This is a genomic window from Pseudomonas poae RE*1-1-14 (assembly GCF_000336465.1).
Taxonomy (GTDB): Bacteria; Pseudomonadota; Gammaproteobacteria; order Pseudomonadales; family Pseudomonadaceae; genus Aquipseudomonas; species Aquipseudomonas poae.
Map to the genome: position 1 here is coordinate 5128595 of NC_020209.1, position 20921 is coordinate 5149515.

A 20921-nucleotide genomic window follows, 5' to 3' on the forward strand; every position below is an offset into this window, starting at 1 on the left:
ATGAGCGGCGCCTTACACCTGACAGGTCAACCGATGGATCACCGCAACCGTTTTCGCCTGGAGTCTCTGGGCCTGTTTCTGATCGCCCTGCTGTTGTTCACCCTGGGTATCTGGGACCAGCAGCCCCAGGGCTTTGACGGGCGCTGGGCGCTGTTCCTGCAAGAAATGTTTCGCCATGGCGCGAGTCTTTTCCCTACGACCTACGGCCAGCCCTACGCGGACTACCCTGGCACGGCGACGTTCTTCAGTTTCGTGTTTGCCCGCGTGTTCGGCGCGCCCAATCACCTGGCGAATATCTTGCCCACCGCACTGGCATCCGCCGGGGTGATTGCCGTGATCTATCGGCTGCTGGCCCCCCGCAGTCGGCAATGGGCACTGCTCACTGTGTTGTTGACCTTGCTCACGACACAACTGCTCGAAAAGTCCCGCTCGGTGTGCCTCGATCAAATGGTCGCGCTGCTCTGTGTGGGCAGCTTCTATCTGCTGCACAGCGGTGAACGCCTGGGCTCGCGCTGGCGACAACTGGCGGTGTTCCCGTTGTTCATCCTGGGCTTTGCGATTCGCGGGCCGCTTGGGCTCGTCGAAGTCTGCGGCGTGGCATGCGTTTACTGGGCGCTGGGTCGTCCCGGCGAGCGGGTCAGGCAGGTGTTGATTCACGGCGTGGTCGGCCTGGTGCTGTTGGCGGCTTTCTGGTGGCTGCTGATGAAGCTGGCGCGGATCAGCGGGGGCGACGCGTTTGCCGACGAGGTATTCAAAATGCAGGTGGGCGGGCGCCTCGATGAAAACGGTGAGCCGTTCTATTTCTACTTCCAGTTGAGTTTGTACCGTTACTTCCCCGTGGTGCCGTTGGCCCTGGCGACTTTGTTCGCGCTGCGCCACCGATGGGCGTTGCGACGGACCGATGAAGACGTGCATATGGTCGTGCGGCTCGGCGCGTGCGGCTTGATGATTCTACTTGGCCTGTCGGTGCCGCACTTCAAGCGCGCTTATTACATCCTGCCGATGGTGCCGATGTTTGCCGCTGTCGCGGCCTATGGGCTGCTGCAGGCGCAGGGCTGGCTTGCTGGCGTGCGCCGATGCTACGAAGGCCTCGTCGCGGCGCTGCCGGCGTTGTGCGTGGTGGCGGTCCTGGTGTGTCGGCAGGCGTGGCACAAGCACGGCTATTGGCCGGACGTGTCGTTGCCGTTGTTGTTCAGTGTATTGGCGTTGCTGCAGGTGGCGGCGCTGGTCGCCTGGCGTCGGGCTGCGCGTCTGGTGTGGCTCAGCCTCATCGCACTGGCGGCGCAGTGGTTGCTGCTGGTGGCGGTGGTAGAGCCGTCCAAGGACCTGCAATTCGACACCCGCAGGTTTGTCGGTCAGGTCGAATCGCTTCGCGCCCTGAACCCCGGGCCTTTGGTCTTCGTCGATCTTGGCCAGGACACCTGGGGCGTGCGCTACATGATGAACCTGGATCACGACGAGCGACCGCTGTTCGTGGGGCGCCATGAGCTGGAGAAATTGAGCGCGCTGCCAAGGCCGGCCTGGGTGATTGTGGAACGCACGGAAACGGCCTTGCTGAAGGGCTCACCGGTGGAGCACCTGGCTCCGGCGCTCAACGGGCGACTGAATGACAATCCGTTGATGGTGTTTTTGTTGAAGTGAGTGAGGAGTGCCAAATCGCAGGCAACAAAAAACCCGCACCAGGCGGGTTTTTTGTGTGTTTCGGATGATAGCTGCACCACCTGAAACTGATTAGTGGTGCCCAGAGACGGAATCGAACCGCCGACACGGGGATTTTCAATCCCCTGCTCTACCGACTGAGCTATCTGGGCAACGGGGCGCATTAAACGGGTTTTTCAGGGGGGCGTCAAGCAAGTTTTGGAAAAATATTTAATTATTACCGTCGCTTACGTGCCGGCCCCGGTTTTTGCTCAATTATTGAGCAGGTGGGACGTAGCCCTCGGCCTGGGCGTATTCCTCGCCGGAAAAGAACTTGTCCATTTCGCCCGCCAGGTATTTGCGGTCTTCGGCGTTCATCATGTTCAGGCGTTTTTCGTTGATCAGCAGGGTCTGGTGTTTGAGCCAGTCGCCCCAGGCTTTGGCGGAGACATTGTCGTAAATGTCCTGGCCCTTGGCGCCCGGGTACGGAGGGCGGTCCAGGGCTGGCAGTTGTTCTTTGTACTTGCGGCACATTACGGTGCGGGTCATGACGACACTCCTGCATTCAATACGTCGGCCGCGCGCTTCAGCAGTTTCTTGACCGGGGCGGCAAGGCCCAGGCGCGGCGGGGTGGCGAGGTTATACCAGAGCCAGTCGGCCTCGGCCACGTGATGGGCCGATTCCTCGACCTCGACCAGCCAGGGTTCGATGGCCAGCTGGAAATGGCTGAAGGTGTGGATCAGTCCTGGCAGTTCCTGATGTTTGCCCAGCTCGAGCGCGTGCTGTTCGGCCAGGTGCTTGAGGTCGCCAAGATCGTCCAGCTCCGGCAGGCTCCACAACCCGCCCCACAGCCCGGTGGAGGGGCGGCGATACAGCAGAATCGCGCCGTCAGCGTTGGCCAGCATGGGCATCAATGTACGCTTTTGCGGGATGGTCTTGCGCGGCTTGGGGATCGGGTAGCGCGTCTCCAGGCCGAGCATGTGGGCCTCGCAGCCTTTTTCCAGCGGGCACAGCAGGCAGCTGGGTTTGCTGCGGGTGCAGAGAGTGGCGCCCATGTCCATCATTGCCTGAGTGTAGGCGTTGACACGTTCATGGGGCGTGAAGCGCTCTGCGGTGGCCCACAGCTGTTTGGCCACCTTGGGTTCGCCGGGGTAGCCCTCCTGCGCGGTAAAGCGCGCCAGCACGCGTTTGACGTTGCCGTCGAGGATCGGCGCACGCAGGCCCATGCTCAGGCTGGCGATGGCGCCGGCGGTGGACAGGCCGATGCCGGGTAGTTCGGTGAGTTTTTCGATGCTTCTGGGAAACTCGCCGCCGTAGTCGGCCACCACGATCTTTGCGGTCTTTTGCAGGTTGCGCGCCCGGGTGTAGTAGCCCAGGCCGGTCCACAGGTGCAGCACTTCGTCTTCCGGCGCGGCGGCCAGGGCTTCGACCGTCGGCAGCGAGGCCATGAACCGGTCGAAGTAACTGAGCACGGTGCTCACCTGGGTCTGTTGCAGCATGATCTCCGAGACCCACACCCGGTAAGGCGTGATGCCCTGTTGCCAGGGCAGGTCGTGGCGACCGTGACGGTCGTACCAGTCGAGTACGGCCTCTGAAAACTGCTCGTTTCTCATCGTTTGAACAGGCCTTTCAAAGCATCTTTGAGCTGCGGGTTGACCTTGTCGAGCTTCTCTTCCAGTTTCTCGTTGAGGCGATTGCCAGCGGCCTTGATGGCGACCTGGCCCAGGCCGTCCTTGTCCAGGCGACAGGCCTTGGCGCCCAGCTCCAGCGGGCCTCGGCAGCGCAGTGGCACTTCGATGTTCTGGAAGTTGGCGCCGACCTGGCACGCCGGGTCCGGCACCTCGCGCTGGTCGCCTTCGACAATGATGCCGACGCGGTAGTCCATGCCCAGCACGCGCAGGTCGACGTCACCGTTGCCGTTGACGGTCAGGCCCGGGATGCGCACTTTCAGGTCGGGGTTGCTGGCCACGCCATTGCGGAACGTGAGGTTGCCGCGCAATTCTTCGAACGGCGTGTCCTTGCCCGGTGGCGTGCTGCTCAGGGTCTTGCGGTTGAGCAGGGCGATGCCGGTGCACACCTGCTGTTCAATGTTGGCATTGAGCAGCACGCCGTTGTTGATCACAAAGCTGGCAGTGCCGTTGAGGCTGTCGATCAGCGCTTTCTGGCTGTTGCCACGGCCGCTGAGGTTGCTGTCGAGGGTGACCTGGCCTTTCACCGGCGGGGTTTGCCCCTGGGCTTGCAGGATGCGTTCGACCGGCACTTGCTTGATCTGGCTTTGCAGCGCGAGCAGCGGAATATCCTGGCGCACATCGAGCGTGCCTTTGGCCTGGAAGGTGCCGTTGTAGAGGCCGCCGCTGAGGGCGTCGAGCTTGAGCTGGCCGTCGATGCCGGAGGCTTTCAGCGCGGCGTTCTGGATCGGCAGTTTGCTCAAGGTCAACTGACCAAAGGCAAGGTCGGCATTCACGTCGAGGGTGCGCAGGCGGGTGATCGGCAGCAGCTTGTCGGTGCTCCAGGCGCTTTTGGTCGGCGCGTCGGGCAGTGGCGTGGTGCCGCCGGCCGCCATGGCCCCGGCTTCGCTGTTCTGCACTTCGGCCTGGCGAGCGGCGGTGGCACCCTTGGCGGATTCGGACTTGGCCGGCAAATAGTTGTCGGCGTTGAAGCTGTCGCCCTTGAGTTGCACGCGCAGCGACTGTTTGGCGAAATCTTCCACGGCGACGCGGCCGGTGAAGGTGCTGCCGTCGAGCTTCAGGTTCAGGTCTTCAAGCGCCACGCTGGTGGGCGTGCCCTTGAGCCGGCTGACCAGCTCGACCTTGCTCAGGCTGCCGTCGGCCATCGGCGGCAGTGGGTGGCCGACGCTGTCGAGGAACTTGGCGAGGTCGAATTGGGCGATGGATAGGGCGCCGCTGAGCTGCGGGGTCTTGTCCAGGTCGTTGACTTTCAGCTCGCCCAGCGCGCGCAGCTGGTTGGCCGACAGTTTCAGGTTGGTCCATTCGGCGATATTCGCCGCCTGGTCCACCAGCAACTGGCCCTGGGTGGAGAAGGTCACGGTCTTGCCCTGCAGCGGCTCGCCGGTGGCTTCACCGGTGACCTTCATGTCTTCGAACTGGTAGCGCTTGAGGGCGCGCTGGATGCGCAGGTTGCCGTTGAGCTCGGTCTTGACGCGCATCACGGGCTGGTTGCTGCCGAAGAACGCGGTGAGCTTCACCGGAATGCTTGCGCCTTCATGCACGGCACCGGCGCTCAGTTGGATGCTCTCGGCGCTGAACTGCTTGCCGGTCTGCTCGTCGTTGTATTCGACGCGGGCGTTGTTGACCGTCAGGCTGTCGATGTCCAGGCGGATCGGTTGCGGCGGTTTCTCCGGTCTGCTTTCAGCCACGGGTTCCGTCGGGGCAGGAGCAGGGGTGTCGGCCGTCGCGTCAGGCGCGTTCTTGCCGATATCTTCCCAGTTGCCATGGCCCTGCTTGTCGCGGTTGAGGCGCAGGTTCAGGCCTTCGACCCGCACATCGCTCATCTGCACTTCGCGGCGCAGCAGGGGCAGCACGCGTACCGACAGGCCGAGCATCTGCAGGTCGGCGAACGGTTGGGTCGGGGTGGTCAGGGTCGCCACGCTGGCGTCATGCAGTTCGAGGCCGAGCCAGGGGAACAGGCTCCAGCCGATATCGCCATTGAGCGTCAGCTCGATGTGGGCCTTGTCGCGGGCAATCTGGCGAATCTCTTCCTTGTAGTCGTTGGGATCGAAGAGGTGGGTCAGGGCAAAGCCGAGAGCCACAATGATCAGCAACAGCCCGAGGAGTACCAGACCCAGGATTTTGCCGAACGCTTTCATGGGCGAGTCCTTGTATGTCGATTTCAAAATTTAGCCGCAGAGTATAACGCCAGGCGACCTGCGTCAGTTCAGCGATCGTTACATTGTATCCAGATCGGGCAGAACAGGAATTTGGCGTCAGAAAAAGCGAATTTCCTGAAAAAAGTGATATCAGTTTGGTTTTTATCGGCTCCACAGGTGCTAATCTCTGCGCGTTCGTCCGCCTTCTGCGACTTATCGTCGCGCCAAAATGGAGCTTTACTCGACCACCACGGCCACGCTCTGCGTGCAAGGCCGAGGGGGAGAGCGCCTGACGGACACATACTAACAACTGGGGGAAACACCAATGAGCACCAAGCCTGCGTTCCTGTCCAAGGAGCGCATCATCGCCAAGCCGGGGTTCAACCGCTGGCTGGTTCCACCGGCCGCCCTGGCCATCCACCTGTGCATCGGCATGGCCTACGGCTTTTCGGTGTTCTGGCTGCCACTGTCCAAAGCGCTGGGTATCACTGCGCCGGTCGCATGTGCACCGGACATGAGCTTTATCACACAGGTTTTTTCGTCCCAATGTGACTGGCCCATCTCCATGCTGGGCTGGATCTACACCCTGTTTTTCATCTTCCTGGGCTGCTCGGCAGCGATCTGGGGCGGCTGGCTGGAACATGCCGGGCCGCGCAAGGCCGGCGTCGTATCGGCCCTGTGCTGGTGCGGTGGCCTGTTGATCTCGGCGTTGGGTATCTATACCCACCAGATCTGGCTGATGTGGATCGGTTCCGGCGTGATTGGCGGTATTGGCCTGGGCCTGGGCTATATCTCGCCCGTTTCGACCCTGATCAAGTGGTTCCCGGACAAGCGCGGCATGGCCACCGGCATGGCGATCATGGGCTTCGGCGGCGGCGCGATGGTGGGTGCACCTCTGGCCGCAGCGCTGATGGGTCACTTCGCTTCGCCAACCAGCGTGGGCGTGTGGCAGAGCTTTCTGGTGATGGCTGCGATCTACTTCGTGTTCATGATCGGCGGCGCACTGTCCTACCGCGTACCGCCGACCGGCTGGAAGCCTGAGGGCTGGACGGCACCGGCGAAAAAAGCCAGCAATGCGATGATCACCAACCGTCACGTGCACGTGAACGTGGCCTGGAAAACTCCGCAATTTCGCCTGGTGTGGCTGGTGCTGTGCCTGAACGTTTCCGCCGGTATCGGCATCCTGGGCATGGCTTCGCCGCTGCTGCAGGAAGTGTTCGGCGGCAAGCTGCTGGGTGTGGATGTGCCGTTCGGTCAACTGGATGCCGGGCAACTGGCGTCGATCGCTGCCATTGCGGCAGGCTTTACCGGTCTGTTGAGCCTGTTCAACATCGGTGGCCGGTTCTTCTGGGCGTCGTTCTCCGACTACCTGGGTCGCAAAAACACCTACTTCCTGTTTTTCGCCCTGGGCTTTGCCCTGTACGCACTGATCCCGAACCTGGGGCACCTGGGCAACGTGGCGCTTTTCGTGGCGGCGTTCTGCGTGATCCTGTCGATGTACGGCGGCGGTTTCGCCACGGTGCCGGCTTACCTGGCCGACCTGTTCGGTACGCAAATGGTCGGCGCGATCCACGGTCGCCTGTTGACCGCCTGGGCTGCTGCCGGCGTGCTGGGCCCGGTGTTGGTGAACTACCTGCGTGAATATCAATTGAGCATCGGCGTTGAACGCGCTGCGGCCTATGACATCACCTTGTACATCCTCGCCGGTCTGCTGGTGCTGGGTTTCATCTGCAACCTGCTGGTGCGTCCGGTGGCCGACAAGTACTTCATGAGCGACGCGGAGCTGGCTGCCGAACAGGCGCTGGGCCATGACAAGGGCGCTGACGCGTCCACCGTACTGGAGTGGAAAGCCTCCCCAGGCAGCAAGCCGTTGGCGATTGCCGCCTGGCTGGTGGTGGGTATTCCGTTGGCGTGGGGTGTGTGGGTGACCCTGCAGAAGACGGCGGTACTGTTCCACTGATACCGCAATAAGGGTGGGCCCGGTTCCTGTGGGAGCCGGGCTTGCACGCGATGGCATCGCCTCGGTGTACCTGACACACCGGGGTGCCCGCATCGCAGGCAAGCCAGCTCCCACAACAGCCAGTCCCCGGAAATAGTCTGGCTGGCAGTTGTATGCACATGTCTATCCCCGACACTCCATCAGTCTTATCCCCTCCGATGTTTCTGTTTGCCGCCCGCACCCCTATAATGGCCACCTTTTTCGCCCAATGATTTGCGGAGCTGGTGATGGTCGAACGTATGGCGTCCGTCGAGCGCGACACTCTGGAAACCCAGATCAAAGCCTCGATCAACCTGGATGGCACCGGAAAGGCCCGATTTGATATCGGTGTACCTTTTCTTGAGCACATGCTGGACCAGATCGCCCGTCACGGGCTGATCGACCTGGATATCGTCAGCAAGGGCGACCTGCACATCGACGACCACCACACGGTGGAAGACGTGGGCATCACCCTCGGCCAGGCCTTTGCCAAGGCCATCGGCGACAAAAAAGGCATCCGTCGCTACGGCCACGCCTATGTCCCGCTGGATGAAGCGCTGTCGCGCGTGGTCATCGACTTCTCCGGTCGCCCGGGCCTGCAGATGCACGTGCCCTACACCCGCGCCACCGTGGGCGGCTTCGACGTCGACCTGTTCCAGGAATTCTTCCAGGGGTTCGTCAACCACGCACTCGTCAGCCTGCACATCGACAACCTGCGCGGTACCAACACCCACCACCAGATCGAAACCGTGTTCAAGGCCTTCGGCCGCGCGCTGCGCATGGCCGTGGAGCTGGACGACCGCATGGCCGGGCAAATGCCGTCGACCAAGGGCGTCCTGTAATGCAGACGGTCGCGGTTATCGACTACGGCATGGGCAACCTGCACTCGGTGGCCAAGGCCCTTGAGCATGTGGGCGCCGGCAAGGTGCTGATCACCAGCGATGCCGATGTGATTCGCGAAGCCGACCGCGTGGTGTTCCCCGGTGTGGGCGCGATTCGCGACTGCATGGCCGAGATTCGTCGGCTGGGCTTTGACAGCCTGGTGCGTGAAGTCAGCCAGGACCGGCCGTTCCTCGGCATCTGCGTGGGCATGCAGGCCCTGCTTGAGCGCAGCGAAGAGAACAATGGCGTCGACTGCATCGGTCTGTTCCCAGGCCAAGTGAAGTTCTTCGGCAAGGACCTGCATGAAGACGGCGCCCATTTGAAAGTCCCGCACATGGGCTGGAACGAGGTGCGCCAGACGCTGGATCACCCGTTGTGGCACGAGGTGCCGGACATGGCGCGCTTTTACTTCGTGCACAGCTACTACATCGCCGCCGGTCAAGCGGGCCAGGTGGCGGGTGGCGGGCATTACGGCGTCGACTTCGCTGCGGCGCTGGCCGAGGGTTCGCGCTTTGCCGTGCAGTTTCACCCGGAAAAAAGCCATACCCATGGCCTGCAACTGCTGCAGAACTTCGCCGCGTGGGACGGCCGCTGGTAATGGCCAGGAAGGCCAAGCCACCGATCCTGACGCTTGCGCCTGAGCAGGAACGTGAGGCCACCGACAAGATCAAGCGCTTCATGCAGGACCGTTTCGAACTCACGCTGGGCTCGTTCGAAGTGGCCGAGATTCTTGAGCTGTTCACCCTTGAGGTGGCGCCGCACTATTACAACAGGGCGATTTTCGACACGCAGACGCTCCTTAAAGAAAGGTTCGAAAGCATCGAAAGCGACCTGTGGTCGCTTGAGAAACCCTGATTTCCCAAGCATTGCTGAATATCGAATAAGGTTTGCCAGATGCTGATTATCCCCGCTATCGATCTCAAGGACGGCGCCTGCGTACGTCTGCGCCAGGGCCGCATGGAAGACTCCACCGTGTTCTCCGATGACCCGGTGAGCATGGCCGCCAAGTGGGTGGAAGGGGGCTGCCGTCGCCTGCATCTGGTGGACCTGAACGGCGCCTTCGAAGGTCAGCCGGTCAATGGTGAGGTGGTCACCGCCATCGCCAAACGCTACCCGAACCTGCCGATCCAGATCGGTGGCGGTATCCGTTCCCTGGAAACCATCGAGCACTACGTCAAGGCAGGCGTGAGCTACGTGATCATCGGCACCAAGGCAGTGAAAGACCCGGCCTTCGTTGCCGAAGCCTGCCGTGCATTCCCCGGCAAGGTGATCGTGGGCCTGGACGCTAAAGACGGTTTCGTCGCCACCGACGGCTGGGCTGAAATCAGCACCGTGCAGGTGATTGACCTGGCCAAACAGTTCGAAGCCGACGGCGTGTCCGCCATCGTTTATACCGACATCGCCAAAGACGGCATGATGCAGGGCTGCAATGTGCCGTTCACCGCAGCGCTGGCCGCCGCGACGAAGATTCCGGTGATTGCTTCCGGCGGTATCCACAACCTGGGCGATATCAAGTCGCTGCTGGACGCCCGTGCGCCCGGCATCATCGGCGCCATCACCGGCCGCGCGATCTACGAAGGTACTCTGGACGTCGCGCAAGCCCAGGCTTACTGCGACGCCTATAACGGCTGAGGACTGACCATGGCGCTGGCCAAACGCATCATCCCTTGCCTGGACGTCGACAACGGTCGCGTGGTCAAGGGCGTCAAGTTCGAGAACATCCGTGATGCCGGCGACCCGGTGGAAATCGCCCGTCGCTACGATGAGCAGGGTGCCGATGAGATTACCTTTCTCGACATCACCGCCAGCGTCGACGGCCGCGACACCACGCTGCATACCGTCGAGCGCATGGCCAGCCAGGTGTTCATCCCGCTGACCGTGGGCGGTGGCGTGCGCACCGTGCAGGACATTCGCAACCTGCTCAACGCCGGTGCCGACAAGGTCTCGATCAACACCGCTGCGGTGTTCAATCCTGAGTTCGTCGGCGAGGCTGCGCAGCACTTCGGTTCGCAATGCATCGTGGTTGCCATCGACGCCAAGAAGGTCTCCGGCCCCGGCGAAACCCCGCGGTGGGAGATCTTCACCCACGGCGGGCGCAAACCGACCGGCCTGGACGCGGTGGAGTGGGCGATGAAGATGGAAGGCCTGGGCGCTGGCGAAATCCTGCTGACCAGCATGGACCAGGACGGCATGAAAAACGGTTTCGACCTGGGCGTGACCCGTGCCATCAGCGACGCCCTTGGCATTCCGGTGATCGCCTCCGGTGGTGTCGGCAACCTGCAGCACCTGGCCGACGGCGTGATCGAGGGTCACGCCAGCGCAGTGTTGGCGGCGAGCATTTTTCACTTTGGCGAATACACCGTTCCCGAGGCCAAGGCCTACATGGCGGCGCGCGGCATCGTTGTGCGCTAAACGCCGCTGGACAGCATGGCAGGCGCGCGGCACTCTCTGCGCTTGCCATGGATTCCGGTAGCCTACATGTTCAAACAACTCCTGCTCGCCACGTCCCTGCTGTTGGCAGGGACGGCCCACGCCGACGATCCCTCTGACGCCGCGCTGGTGTTGCTGACGGAAAATTTTCCGCCTTACAACATGGCAAAAAACGGCAAGAATTTCGCCAGGGACGAGAACATCGAAGGCATCGCCGCAGACATCGTGCGCGAAACCTTCAAGCGCGCCGGCATTGCTTACAACCTCACCCTGCGCTTCCCCTGGGAACGTATCTACAAACTCACCCTGGAAAAACCCGGCTACGGTGTCTTCGTGATGGCGCGCCTGCCCGATCGTGAAGCGTCATTCAAATGGGTCGGCCCCATCGGCCCGGACGATTGGGTGCTGCTGGCCAAGGCCGATAGCAAGATCCAGCTCAGCAGCCTTGAGCAGGCGCGCCGCTATAAAATCGGCGCCTACAAGGGCGATGCCATTGCCCAGACCCTGGACAAGCAAGGCCTCAAGCCGCTGGTTGTATTGCGCGATCAGGACAATGCGCAACGACTCATGGACGGTCAGATCGACCTCTGGGCCACCGGCGATCCCGCCGGCCGCTACCTGGCACGCCAGGTGGGCGTGACCGGGCTCAAGACGGTGCTGCGCTTCAACAGCGCCGAGTTGTTCCTGGCGCTCAACAAGGATGTGCCGGACGAGTTGGTTGCCAGGCTACAAGCGGCCCTGAACCAGTTACGCAAGGAAGGCGTGGTCGACGCAATCATGGCGCGCTACCTCTAGACCTCAGCGCGGCTTTAGCACGTCCACACGCAAGGTGGAGGGCTGGTCCGCCTGGTCGTAGGCGTAGGTGCAGATCTTGTAGGGCATGCCCTGGACGCTGATCAATTGCGCGTATTTTTCCGGCGGCGTGGCCGGGTCATCGTTGAGTGGGTGCACCAGGGCGATGACCTCTTCGTCCTCGTCTTCGTCTTCCTTCACCGGCGTCGGCGTCGGCGGTATGGGCAGATAGTCCACCGGACGCAGGCAATCGGTGGTGGCGGCCGGACCGTACTTGTAGGTGTAACGCTGCATGAAGGGCGGTGCCAGGTGCCAGACCAGCGTATAGGCCGCAAGGCCCTGTTTATCCAGGCTGATGCTCAGGTTCGGTGTACGCGCCGAGCCCGGTTCGGCCAGTTCGACGGCCAGGCTCAGCGCATTTTTCATCATGCCCGACGTAACGCGCTGCTCGGCGGACTCCACGCCGACGATACACAGCATGTGCATGCCGGTTTGCGGGCCGATGGGGTCATTGACGTATGCATGGGCAGCCTTGATCGGCACGCTGTAGAGCGCCGGGTTTTCGCAGTCGATGGCTCGGCGCGTGGTTTTGTAGCGATAGAACGGCGTGTTGATGCTGAAGGGCAGGTTCCAGCGCGGCACGATGTCCTTGCCCCTGCCGTCGGCTTTCTTGAGGAAGTACTGCTGGATGGGTGTCGGTTTTTTGAACGTGATGGAGGTGGTCGGGTACAGCTCGCAGTGCTCGCCATCCGTCTGCAGCACACCGCCGACAAAACACTGGTTGAGGAACGTTATCGGGCTGCCGTAGTTGGTCTCGGTCTGCCAGACGGGTATGCCGTTATTGACCTCGCATGGCGCGTCGCGCTGGCATTTGCGCTCGGCGGGCTGCCCGCGGGTGCTGGTACTGAGGATGCCGAAGAGCCGGTTGCTGGCGCGGTCGAGCAGCGGCCCGCCAAAGCCGCCGAGGGCGACGCCCTGACATTGGTTCTTCATCGTGACTCGCCACACGAACGGCTGTTCCACCAGTTCCCGCGAGGTCTGTTGAGTGCAGGCCGCCAGGTGCAGGGTGTCCCATTCGGGAGCGGTGAGGGCGAGGATATCCACTCCGTCAGCGGGTATTTCCTCGGCCAGTTTCAGCGGCGTGATGCCCGCCGTGATCAGGCTTGCCAGGGTCGCCTGCAATTCAATCACGGCCAGGTCGACCCCGTGGCTGCTGCCCCATCTCAGGGTTTTCAGCGGGTAGGTCTTGAGGGCCTCAAGGGTGTCGTCGAAATAGTTGAAGCTGATGCTGCCCTTGATCGACAAATCCCGTTGCACCGCGCCGTTGAGGCGATGCAGGCAATGACTGCTGGTGACCACATAAGCGGGGCCGGACTTGCCGCTCTCATCACGGGTGTCCAGCAGGCTGGCGGTGCACAACGTCTGACTTTCATTGCGGATGCGGCCGACGCCGTTCCAATGGTCATGTTGATGCCTGGCGTTACGCAGAATCTGTGCCGGGCCGCTATTGGCCAGGCCTTCGCCGAAATCCTTGTTGGCGGCGTGCAGTGCGCCGCACAGGCTGGCCAGCAGCAGCCCAGAAGCAACAACGTTTTTAAGGTTCATGACGTGTCCTGAAAAGAGTGAGTGAGGGCTCACTATTCAGGGCGGGCGTGCAGGGCGGGCGTTAGTTATCTAGGGCTCGGGCGGTAGGTGCCGTCACGGCCATGGCCGCCCATGGCCTGATTGCTGCGCAGGCCGATCATCGACTTGATATCGATCCACTCGACGCCTTGGGCCTTGAGCTTGGGCAGCTCGCGTTCCAGTACTGCCAGAGTCTGTGGGTACGGGTGGCCGATCATCACCGCAGAACCCTGCTTGTGCGCCAGCTTGATCGCGGTTTGCAGTTGGGTGGTGATCGCCGCTTCGGTGCGCTCGTCATCCAGAAACACATCCCGCGAGACGCTGGCCAGGCCGATCTTCTGCGCCTCGGCGGCAGCGACGGTCTGCGCGCTGGTGCGGCTGTCGACAAAGAACTTGTGACGCCGCTGCAGCTCGCCCATCAGCCAGGCCATTGCCTGTGGCTGGGCGGTCATGCGGCTGCCCATGTGATTGTTGATGCCGGCGGTGAAGGGAACCGCTTCGAAGGCGGCGTCCAGGCGCTTGCCGAGTTCTTCGATGGGCAATTCAGGATGCCAGGCGAACGGGCCGGTGGCCGGGTCCATGGGCATGTGCAGGATCACGATCTTGCCGGCCTTGTGGGCTTCGCGGGCGAATTCTGCGGCGTGGGGCGTGTCGGGCATGATCGCGGTGGTGACCGGCCCAGGCAGGGCCAGCACGCGCCGATCCCGGGGCAGGTTTTGCCCCAGGTCGTCGATGATCAGGGTCAGGTAGGCTTTGTGCGGTTCGCCGGCAGGCGTCGCGTGGACGACGCCTGCCAGGCTGCACAGCACGGCGATGATCAGGGCAAGGCGCATATCAACGGTTGCGCGTGATGCTCAGGCCCTTGAGCAGGCTCAACGCCTGGGCCAACTGATAGTCGTCGTCCTGCGGCATCGGCTTGGCTTTGGCACCGCTGCCGGTAGGCTGGTCGGCACCGCCGTTGCCATTGCCCAGGTGACCCTGCAGGTCGGCCTCCTTGTAGTACTCGCTGTCGATCTCGTTGGTGATCTTGGCCTTGCGCACCTCAATGTCCGGCACGATGCCCTGGGCCTGGATCGAGCGACCGTTGGGCGTGTAATACAGCGCGGTGGTGATCTTCAGCGCGCGCTCGTTGTTCAGCGGCAACACGGTTTGTACCGAGCCTTTACCGAAACTGGTGGTGCCCATCAGTACGCCGCGCTTCTGGTCCTGCAGGGCGCCGGCGACGATCTCCGAGGCCGAGGCGCTGCCGCCGTTGATCAGCACGGCCAGTGGCACGTTTTCGCTGAGGTCGTTACCGGTGGCCGAGAAGCGCAGCTCGGAGTTGGCAATGCGCCCCTTGGTGTAGACGATCAGGCCCTTGGTGATGAAGTGGTCGACCACTTCCACCGCCGATTGCAGCACGCCGCCCGGGTTGTTACGCAGGTCGAGCACGATGCCGTTGAGTTTCTTGCCGTTGTCCTTGCGCAGCTTGGCCAGGGCCTTGGCCACTTCGTCGCCGGTCTTGACCTGGAATTGGGTGATGCGGATGTAGCCGTAGCCCGACTCCAGCAACTGGCTCTTCACGCTTTTGACCGTGATGGTCGCGCGGGCCAGGGTCACGTCAAACGGGTTACCGCCGTCGCGCACCAGGGTCAGGGTGATTTTCTGGCCGAGCTTGCCGCGCATCTTGTCGACGGCCTCGGTCATGGTCTGGCCACGGGTGGGCTGACCGTTGATCTTGACGATCAGGTCGCCGGCCTGGATGCCAGCCTTGGACGCCGGAGTGTCGTCGATGGGCGAGACCACTTTGATCTGGCCGTCTTCGGCGCCCACTTCAATACCCAGGCCACCGAACTCACCGCTGGTGCTTTCCTGCAGCTCGGCAAAATCTTCCGGGCCCAGGTAGGCGGAGTGCGGGTCGAGGTTGCTGAGCATGCCCTTGATGGCATTTTCCAACAGGGTCTTGTCATCTACCGGTTCGACATAGGCTGCCTTGATCCGGTCCATGACCTCGGCAAAGGTGCGCAACTCGTCCAGCGGTAACGGCGCCTTGGTGGTCGCGGCAGAGCTCGCGGCGGTGGCGGCGGGCGCTGCCGGTGCGGCCTGATCGGCGAAAGCCAGCGGCGCACCGGTCACCAGGGCGATCGTCAGGGCCAGCGAAGTGAGGCGGGACAAATGCAGCATGTCGAACGAACTCCTAATGTAGGTACGGCCCTATCCTTGGGAACGGCACCATTGTGCAGGGTCGCTCGGGCGACCCTGCTGACGAATAGCGAAGTACAGCGCCGGGGTGTCCTGGCCACCACTGTTACCCACAGTGGAGATGGACTCACCGGCTTTTACAACATCACCTGCCGACTTGAGTAATGTCTGATTGTGGCCGTAAAGGCTCAAATAGCCATTGCCGTGGTCAAGAATCACCAGCAGACCGGCGCCGCGCAGCCAATCGGCGAACACCACGCGCCCACCGTGAACGGCGTGGACCTGGCTGCCTGCGGCGGCGCTGATCATCACGCCATCCCACTTGGCGCGGGTGTCGTCGCCACGGGTTTCACCGAAGCGTGCCAGTAATCGACCATCAACCGGCCATGGAAGTTTGCCGCGCGCTGAAGCAAAGGGGCCGCCGAACGATTCGCCGGTGCTGGAAACCATCGGGCCGGGCGCCGCGCGTGCCGGTTTACGCGGCGCCGGAGCGTCGGTGGTGGCCGCTTGTTCGGCCTCACGCTGGCGCTTTTTTTCCGCTTCCTGCTGGGCGATCAGCGCTTTCTGCCGCGCTTCTTCTGCCTCGCGAGCCTGGCGGGCCAGGGTTTCCTCGATGGTCTTGAGCACCTTGGCCAGGTCAGCCTGGTCCTGCACGCGCGCTTGCAGCTTGGCGTCGCGGGCCTTGACGTCGTCGTTGAGCTTGGCCAGGGCCAGCTGGCGCTCCTTGCGTACCTTGTCGAGCTGATCGCGCTGAGTGTCGAGGGCGGTTTTCTGGTCGAGCAGCTGCGATTGCTGGTCGGCGATTTCCTGTTCGACGTTGGCCAGTTGGCGCAGGGTTTCGTTAAACCCCTTCAATTGATCCAGTCGCGCTTTGCTCAGGTAATCGTAATAGGTCAGGGTGCGTGCGAATTTCTCGGGATTCTGCTGATTGAGCAACAGCTTGAGGTATTCCTGGCGGCCGCTCTGGTAGGCGGCGCGGGCCTGGATCGCGATCAGGCGTTGCTGTTCAACGCGTGCGCTCTGGAGTTTTTTTTTCTCAGCGTCGAGTCGCTCCAGTTCCGACTCGCTCTTCTTTAATTCTTTTTGCAGCTCCTGGACCTGCTTTTCCAGCTTGCCCATCTCGGTTTCCGTACCGCGCAGGTCTTTCTGCACCCCGGATTTTTCTTCCTGAAGCTTGCCGAGCAGTTTTTTCAGCTCGGTAATGTCCTGACGCGTAGCGTCCAACTGTTGTTGGGTTTGTGCGCGCTCATCGGCAAACGCCGGTTGGAGCAGGCAGACAAGAGCAAGGGTAATCAAGGCGCGAAGCATAGAGGCGGGCGACACCAGGGAAATGGACGGCCTAGTATGCCCGCCAAGCGCGGCAAAAAAAACGCCCAATTGGGGCTCGCGAGCAAGTTAGGTGCCGAGTGGCGCGAGTGTGGCGAAAAGATATCGACTAAACACTGAAGTACATGTGGGAGGGAGCAAGCCCCCTCCCACACGGTCTTTTGGTGTTTTATAGAATTAGACCAGGATCGAGGTCCCGGTCATCTCTTTGGGCTTCTCCATCCCCATCAGCATCAGCATCGTCGGCGCCACATCTGCCAGCACGCCGCCGTGACGCACTTTGAAGTCGCGCTTGCCGACATAGATGAACGGCACCGGCTCGGTGGTGTGGGCGGTATGGGCTTGACCAGTCGATTCATCGGACATCTGCTCGCAGTTGCCATGGTCGGCGGTGATCAGCGCTTCGCCGCCGACCTTGTCCAGCGCGTCGACAATGCGACCGACGCACAGGTCCAGGCATTCCACGGCCTTGGTCGCGGCCTCCAGGTTGCCGCTATGGCCGACCATGTCGCCGTTGGCGTAGTTGACCACGATCACGTCATAACGCTGGTGCTCGATGGCATCGACGATCTTGTCGGTGACTTCCGGCGCGCTCATTTCCGGCTGCAGGTCGTAGGTGGCGACTTTTGGCGACGGGATCAGGATGCGTTCTTCGCCCGGGAACGGTTCTTCGCGCCCGCCGGAGAAGAAGAACGTCACGTGGGCGTACTTCTCGGTCTCGGCGATGCGCAGTTGGGTCTTGCCGTTTTTCGCGAGGTAATCGCCCAGCACGTTGTCCAGGCTGCTCGCGGCAAAGGCGGCGGGGGCCGGGATGCTGGCTGCGTATTGGGTCAGGCCCACGTACTGGACTTTCGGCTGGCGCGCGCGCTCGAATTCCTTGAAGCCATCTTCGACAAACACGCGGCTCAGCTCACGGGCACGGTCGGCGCGGAAGTTCATGAACACCACGGCGTCGCCGTCTTCGACCTTGACCGGCTCGCCGAGGGTGGTGGCTTTGACGAATTCATCGCTCTCGCCACGGGCGTAGGCGGCTTCCAGGCCTTGTTGGGCGGTGGCGGCGTTGAATTCGGCCTGGCCGTCGACGATCAGGTTGTAGGCCTGGGCGACGCGGTCCCAGCGGTTGTCGCGGTCCATGGCGAAGTAACGACCGACCAGGCTGGCGATGCGGCCCTTGCCGAGGGCGGCGAAAGTGGCGTCGAGCAGTTCGATGGACGACTGTGCGCTTTTCGGCGGGGTATCGCGACCGTCGAGGAAGGCGTGCAAGTAGATTTTGTCGGCGCCGCGCTTGAAGGCCAGCTCAGCCATGGCGACCAGGTGGTCCTGATGGCTGTGTACGCCGCCGTCGGACAGCAGGCCCATGAAGTGCACGGCCTTGCCGGCAGCCACTGCTTTATCTACCGCGGCGCAGATGGTGGGGTTCTCAAAGAACTCGCCGTCGCGGATGGCTTTGGTGACGCGGGTGAAGTCCTGGTATACCACTCGTCCGGCGCCCAGATTCATATGGCCGACTTCCGAGTTACCCATCTGGCCGTCCGGCAGGCCCACGTCCATGCCCGATCCGGAGATCAGCCCGTTGGGCACGGTGGCGGTGAGACGGTCCAGCACTGGCTTGCGCGCCGCGTATACCGCGTTGTCGTGGTGGCTTTCGCTGTGTCCGAAGCCATCGAGAATTATCAGGACCAAAGGTTTAGGCGTGGTAGTCATAGATCCTCTCGCGGCGGTAATAAAGGAAGGCGTTTGAAAAGTGAGTGGCAGTTTAAAGCGAAGTTCAGACTGCGTCACCGCTTTACAGGGGTTGGCCCCCCCTGACGGCTGTGTATACTTACCGCCATTTTAACGCCCTGGAACCTCCTTGATGGTTGATCACCTGATTGCATTTGCCACTGCCCACTATCTGCTCGTGGGTGCCTTTGTCATCCTGCTGGCGCTGCTGATCGCTCATGAAATGAGCCGTGGTGGTCGCAGCTTGAGCACCTCGGAGCTGACCTCGCTGGTCAACAAGGACGAGGCCGTTGTGGTGGACATTCGCCCGGCCAAGGATTTCGCCGCCGGTCACATCGTCGGCGCCCTGAACATCCCCCAGGACAAGCTGATTGCGCGCCTGCCGGAGCTTGAAAAGCACAAGGCCAAGACCATCATCCTGGTCGATGCCCAAGGCCAGCACGCTGGCACCCATGCCCGCGAAATGCTCAAGCTCGGTTTCACCGCCGCCAAGCTGTCTGGCGGCATTGGCAGCTGGAAGGCCGACAACTTGCCGCTGGTGAAGTGATATGAGCCAGGTTGTCGTGTATTCCAGCGATTATTGCCCTTTTTGCATTCGAGCCAAGCAATTGCTTCAGAGCAAGAAAGTGGCCTTCGACGAGATCAAGGTCGATGGCAAGCCTCAGGTGCGCGCCGAGATGACCAAGAAGGCTGGCCGCACGTCGGTCCCGCAGATCTGGATCGGCGACACACACATCGGTGGTTGCGACGACCTGTTTGCCCTCGAGCGCGGCGGCAAGCTCGATGCGCTGCTCGCCTGACTCCCAACCCCCTAACGCCCCCAAGATCAAGGATCTGCGATGACTGACCAACAGAATACCGAAGCAGCAGAAGCCCAAGGCCCACAATTTTCCCTGCAGCGCATCTACGTGCGTGACCTGTCGTTCGAAGCGCCGAAAAGCCCGGCCATCTTCCGTCAAGAATGGACCCCAAGCGTTGCGCTGGACCTGAACACTCGTCAAAAGGCGCTGGAAGGCGACTTCCATGAAGTCGTGCTGACCCTGTCGGTCACCGTCAAGAACGGTGAAGAAGTGGCCTTCATCGCTGAAGTGCAACAGGCCGGTATCTTCCTGATCCAGGGCCTGGACGAAGCGTCCATGAGCCACACCCTGGGCGCGTTCTGCCCGAACATCCTGTTCCCGTATGCCCGTGAGACCCTGGACAGCCTGGTTACCCGTGGTTCGTTCCCGGCGTTGATGCTGGCCCCGGTGAACTTCGATGCGCTGTACGCGCAAGAGCTGCAGCGCATGCAAAGTGAAGGTTCGTCGACCGTTCAGTAATCTCGAAGCGGTAAAAAAATGTGGGAGTTGGCTTGTGTGGGCGCTGGCTTGCCTGCGATAGCATCACCGCGGTGTACCTGATACACCTCGGTGCCTGTATCGCGGGCAAGCCCGGCTCCCACACAAACCCGCTCCCACATTTGTTTTATGTGTCAGTTGAAACCGAGTTGGCGCCAGCCTTCGTAGACCGCCACCGCTACGGTGTTGGACAGGTTCAGGCTGCGGCAGCCCTCGCGCATCGGCAGACGCAGGCGATGACCCTCGGGCAGCGCGTCGAGCACCTCGGCAGGCAGGCCCCGGCTTTCCGGGCCGAACAGGAACGCGTCGCCGTCGGCAAAGCTCGCATCATGGAAGGGCCGCGAACCCTTGGTGGTGAACGCGAACAGCCGGGGGTGGCCCAGGCTTTCCAGGCAACTGGCAAGGTCGGCATGGCGCTTGAGCGTGGCGTATTCGTGGTAGTCCAGCCCGGCGCGGCGCAGGCGCTTGTCGTCCATGTCGAAGCCCAGAGGCTCGATCAAATGCAGGTGGCAGCCACTGTTGGCGCACAGCCTGATAACGTTGCCGGTATTCGGCGGAATTTCTGGTTGAAAAAGGATGACGTGAAACATGCACGGCTCCGAAGGCAAAGATGCGCTGCATTCTACCCCTGAAGACGACCCAAGGCCGAAGCTATTGCCGCGTGTGATGGGCTCTTTGGCGATTGTCGGCTTGATGGTGGGTTTGATGATTGGTCGCCTCACCATTGCGGATCCCGTCGAGCTGCTGCGGGTGGAGACTGTCGCTGACGGCGTCGTGGTGTGGTTCAACCGCGAGCCCAAGCTGCATGGCGAACACATCGACGGCACCGTGGCACTGCTGTTCGGCGCGCAGGGCAAATCATCCGGCGGGCAGTTGCAGGTCAATGAAAGTCTGGTGAACTGGCGCGTGCGCAAGACCGATGGTGGTCTGCTGCTGAACCTGGTGTCGGCTCGGCCGTTGCGCGGGGACTGGAAGGGCCAGTCGGTCGACGACCGCTGGCGGTTGGAGATCCATCTCCAGGAGCAATAAAAGAGGGAGTTCCCGGCCTGCCTGTACCAGGGCTCCCAAAACGGGGTGAAGCCAGAGGCTTCGGTGTTAAAGAGGGGATTCTCGGCCTGCCTGTACCAAGGTCCCCGAAACTGGGTAGTACAAGGGTTATTGCAGGGCGCGTGCCAGAATTTTCATT

21 protein-coding genes and 1 tRNA gene are annotated in these 20921 nt (G+C 62.0%); 12 read left to right on the forward strand and 10 right to left on the reverse strand.

Features of this window, described 5'->3' with window-relative positions; all coding sequences use genetic code 11:
• Window positions 1-33: 33 nt before the first annotated feature.
• Complete coding sequence (locus tag H045_RS22495; RefSeq protein ID WP_041931561.1) at window positions 34-1641, forward strand: glycosyltransferase family 39 protein; 1608 nt, start codon at window positions 34-36, stop codon at window positions 1639-1641.
• A 94-nt stretch (window positions 1642-1735) separates the two neighbouring features.
• Here the strand turns inward: H045_RS22495 and H045_RS22500 are convergent.
• The 4 genes from H045_RS22500 to H045_RS22515 all read right to left on the reverse strand — a co-directional run bounded on the left by H045_RS22500 (window position 1736) and on the right by H045_RS22515 (window position 5464).
• Window positions 1736-1811, reverse strand: a tRNA-Phe gene (locus H045_RS22500).
• Window positions 1812-1914: 103 nt separating this feature from the next.
• A complete protein-coding gene (locus tag H045_RS22505) occupies window positions 1915-2187 on the reverse strand; it encodes an oxidative damage protection protein (RefSeq protein WP_003237521.1) in 273 nt (90 codons plus the stop codon).
• Complete coding sequence (gene mutY, locus H045_RS22510) at window positions 2184-3251, reverse strand: A/G-specific adenine glycosylase (RefSeq protein ID WP_015373541.1); 1068 nt, start codon at window positions 3249-3251, stop codon at window positions 2184-2186. Before mutY ends, H045_RS22505 begins: the two co-directional genes overlap by 4 nt.
• Window positions 3248-5464, reverse strand: a complete 2217-nt coding sequence (locus H045_RS22515) for an AsmA family protein (RefSeq protein ID WP_015373542.1) — start codon at window positions 5462-5464, stop codon at window positions 3248-3250. The genes mutY and H045_RS22515 overlap by 4 nt, the downstream gene beginning before the upstream one ends.
• A gap of 325 nt (window positions 5465-5789) precedes the next feature.
• Here H045_RS22515 and H045_RS22520 point away from each other — a divergent pair, with 325 nt between their 5' ends.
• The 7 genes from H045_RS22520 (at window position 5790) to H045_RS22550 (ending at window position 11549) form a co-directional block, all read left to right on the forward strand.
• Entirely contained in the window at window positions 5790-7424 is a 1635-nt protein-coding gene (locus H045_RS22520) for an OFA family MFS transporter (RefSeq protein WP_003237515.1), read from the forward strand.
• Between the two features lie 266 nt (window positions 7425-7690).
• Window positions 7691-8284, forward strand: coding sequence for an imidazoleglycerol-phosphate dehydratase HisB (hisB, locus tag H045_RS22525; RefSeq protein ID WP_003237513.1), 594 nt, complete (start codon window positions 7691-7693; stop codon window positions 8282-8284).
• Entirely contained in the window at window positions 8284-8922 is a 639-nt protein-coding gene (hisH, locus tag H045_RS22530; protein WP_003237511.1) for an imidazole glycerol phosphate synthase subunit HisH, read from the forward strand. The genes hisB and hisH overlap by 1 nt, the downstream gene beginning before the upstream one ends.
• Window positions 8922-9179 (forward strand): DUF2164 domain-containing protein, encoded by a 258-nt coding sequence (locus tag H045_RS22535; protein ID WP_003237509.1) that lies wholly within the window; start codon window positions 8922-8924, stop codon window positions 9177-9179. Before hisH ends, H045_RS22535 begins: the two co-directional genes overlap by 1 nt.
• Window positions 9180-9218: 39 nt before the next feature.
• Window positions 9219-9956: a 1-(5-phosphoribosyl)-5-[(5-phosphoribosylamino)methylideneamino]imidazole-4-carboxamide isomerase gene (gene hisA, locus H045_RS22540; protein WP_003237507.1), complete on the forward strand. Its 738-nt coding sequence runs from the start codon at window positions 9219-9221 to the stop codon at window positions 9954-9956.
• A gap of 9 nt (window positions 9957-9965) precedes the next feature.
• Entirely contained in the window at window positions 9966-10736 is a 771-nt protein-coding gene (hisF, locus tag H045_RS22545; protein ID WP_003171107.1) for an imidazole glycerol phosphate synthase subunit HisF, read from the forward strand.
• A gap of 66 nt (window positions 10737-10802) precedes the next feature.
• Window positions 10803-11549 (forward strand): substrate-binding periplasmic protein, encoded by a 747-nt coding sequence (locus H045_RS22550; protein ID WP_015373543.1) that lies wholly within the window; start codon window positions 10803-10805, stop codon window positions 11547-11549.
• A 3-nt stretch (window positions 11550-11552) separates the two neighbouring features.
• Here H045_RS22550 and H045_RS22555 read toward each other — a convergent pair whose 3' ends face one another.
• From H045_RS22555 to gpmI, 5 genes are all read right to left on the reverse strand, one after another.
• The gene (locus H045_RS22555; protein WP_015373544.1) at window positions 11553-13151 is read right to left on the reverse strand and encodes a S1 family serine peptidase; all 1599 of its coding nucleotides are present in this window, start codon (window positions 13149-13151) and stop codon (window positions 11553-11555) included.
• A 65-nt stretch (window positions 13152-13216) separates the two neighbouring features.
• Window positions 13217-14002, reverse strand: a complete 786-nt coding sequence (locus tag H045_RS22560; RefSeq protein WP_003237501.1) for a divergent polysaccharide deacetylase family protein — start codon at window positions 14000-14002, stop codon at window positions 13217-13219.
• A gap of 1 nt (window position 14003) precedes the next feature.
• Entirely contained in the window at window positions 14004-15332 is a 1329-nt protein-coding gene (locus tag H045_RS22565; RefSeq protein WP_003237499.1) for a S41 family peptidase, read from the reverse strand.
• A 30-nt stretch (window positions 15333-15362) separates the two neighbouring features.
• Window positions 15363-16658 carry a murein hydrolase activator EnvC family protein gene (locus tag H045_RS22570; RefSeq protein ID WP_003237497.1) on the reverse strand — a complete coding sequence of 432 codons (1296 nt, stop codon included), beginning with the start codon at window positions 16656-16658 and terminating at the stop codon, window positions 15363-15365.
• 195 nt (window positions 16659-16853) lie between these two features.
• The gene (gpmI, locus tag H045_RS22575; protein ID WP_015373545.1) at window positions 16854-18380 is read right to left on the reverse strand and encodes a 2,3-bisphosphoglycerate-independent phosphoglycerate mutase; all 1527 of its coding nucleotides are present in this window, start codon (window positions 18378-18380) and stop codon (window positions 16854-16856) included.
• Window positions 18381-18531: 151 nt separating this feature from the next.
• On the opposite strand from gpmI, the gene H045_RS22580 reads away from it, so the two are divergent.
• From H045_RS22580 to secB, 3 genes are read left to right on the forward strand one after another with little or no spacing between them, the layout of a single operon-like run.
• Complete coding sequence (locus tag H045_RS22580; protein WP_003237494.1) at window positions 18532-18945, forward strand: rhodanese-like domain-containing protein; 414 nt, start codon at window positions 18532-18534, stop codon at window positions 18943-18945.
• Window position 18946: 1 nt separating this feature from the next.
• The gene (grxC, locus tag H045_RS22585; protein WP_003237492.1) at window positions 18947-19198 is read left to right on the forward strand and encodes a glutaredoxin 3; all 252 of its coding nucleotides are present in this window, start codon (window positions 18947-18949) and stop codon (window positions 19196-19198) included.
• A 39-nt stretch (window positions 19199-19237) separates the two neighbouring features.
• Complete coding sequence (secB, locus tag H045_RS22590) at window positions 19238-19717, forward strand: protein-export chaperone SecB (RefSeq protein WP_003237490.1); 480 nt, start codon at window positions 19238-19240, stop codon at window positions 19715-19717.
• 152 nt (window positions 19718-19869) lie between these two features.
• Here secB and H045_RS22595 read toward each other — a convergent pair whose 3' ends face one another.
• Window positions 19870-20325 carry a tRNA (cytidine(34)-2'-O)-methyltransferase gene (locus tag H045_RS22595; RefSeq protein ID WP_015373546.1) on the reverse strand — a complete coding sequence of 152 codons (456 nt, stop codon included), beginning with the start codon at window positions 20323-20325 and terminating at the stop codon, window positions 19870-19872.
• Here H045_RS22595 and H045_RS22600 point away from each other — a divergent pair.
• Window positions 20324-20764: a hypothetical protein gene (locus tag H045_RS22600; protein ID WP_015373547.1), complete on the forward strand. Its 441-nt coding sequence runs from the start codon at window positions 20324-20326 to the stop codon at window positions 20762-20764. The two genes, H045_RS22595 and H045_RS22600, sit on opposite strands and share 2 nt — an antisense overlap.
• Window positions 20765-20921: the final 157 nt, after the last annotated feature.

Bases quoted from the DNA above. Each gene is read 5' to 3' on its own strand.
- H045_RS22495 (WP_041931561.1), top strand. From the start codon at position 34: ATGGATCACCGCAACCGTTTTCGCCTGGAGTCTCTGGGCCTGTTTCTG.
- H045_RS22505 (WP_003237521.1), bottom strand. From the start codon at position 2,187: ATGACCCGCACCGTAATGTGCCGCAAGTACAAAGAACAACTGCCAGCC.
- mutY (WP_015373541.1), bottom strand. From the start codon at position 3,251: ATGAGAAACGAGCAGTTTTCAGAGGCCGTACTCGACTGGTACGACCGT.
- H045_RS22515 (WP_015373542.1), bottom strand. From the start codon at position 5,464: ATGAAAGCGTTCGGCAAAATCCTGGGTCTGGTACTCCTCGGGCTGTTG.
- H045_RS22520 (WP_003237515.1), top strand. From the start codon at position 5,790: ATGAGCACCAAGCCTGCGTTCCTGTCCAAGGAGCGCATCATCGCCAAG.
- hisB (WP_003237513.1), top strand. From the start codon at position 7,691: ATGGTCGAACGTATGGCGTCCGTCGAGCGCGACACTCTGGAAACCCAG.
- hisH (WP_003237511.1), top strand. From the start codon at position 8,284: ATGCAGACGGTCGCGGTTATCGACTACGGCATGGGCAACCTGCACTCG.
- H045_RS22535 (WP_003237509.1), top strand. From the start codon at position 8,922: ATGGCCAGGAAGGCCAAGCCACCGATCCTGACGCTTGCGCCTGAGCAG.
- hisA (WP_003237507.1), top strand. From the start codon at position 9,219: ATGCTGATTATCCCCGCTATCGATCTCAAGGACGGCGCCTGCGTACGT.
- hisF (WP_003171107.1), top strand. From the start codon at position 9,966: ATGGCGCTGGCCAAACGCATCATCCCTTGCCTGGACGTCGACAACGGT.
- H045_RS22550 (WP_015373543.1), top strand. From the start codon at position 10,803: ATGTTCAAACAACTCCTGCTCGCCACGTCCCTGCTGTTGGCAGGGACG.
- H045_RS22555 (WP_015373544.1), bottom strand. From the start codon at position 13,151: ATGAACCTTAAAAACGTTGTTGCTTCTGGGCTGCTGCTGGCCAGCCTG.
- H045_RS22560 (WP_003237501.1), bottom strand. From the start codon at position 14,002: ATGCGCCTTGCCCTGATCATCGCCGTGCTGTGCAGCCTGGCAGGCGTC.
- H045_RS22565 (WP_003237499.1), bottom strand. From the start codon at position 15,332: ATGCTGCATTTGTCCCGCCTCACTTCGCTGGCCCTGACGATCGCCCTG.
- H045_RS22570 (WP_003237497.1), bottom strand. From the start codon at position 16,658: ATGCTTCGCGCCTTGATTACCCTTGCTCTTGTCTGCCTGCTCCAACCG.
- gpmI (WP_015373545.1), bottom strand. From the start codon at position 18,380: ATGACTACCACGCCTAAACCTTTGGTCCTGATAATTCTCGATGGCTTC.
- H045_RS22580 (WP_003237494.1), top strand. From the start codon at position 18,532: ATGGTTGATCACCTGATTGCATTTGCCACTGCCCACTATCTGCTCGTG.
- grxC (WP_003237492.1), top strand. From the start codon at position 18,947: ATGAGCCAGGTTGTCGTGTATTCCAGCGATTATTGCCCTTTTTGCATT.
- secB (WP_003237490.1), top strand. From the start codon at position 19,238: ATGACTGACCAACAGAATACCGAAGCAGCAGAAGCCCAAGGCCCACAA.
- H045_RS22600 (WP_015373547.1), top strand. From the start codon at position 20,324: ATGCACGGCTCCGAAGGCAAAGATGCGCTGCATTCTACCCCTGAAGAC.
- H045_RS22595 (WP_015373546.1), bottom strand. From the start codon at position 20,325: ATGTTTCACGTCATCCTTTTTCAACCAGAAATTCCGCCGAATACCGGC.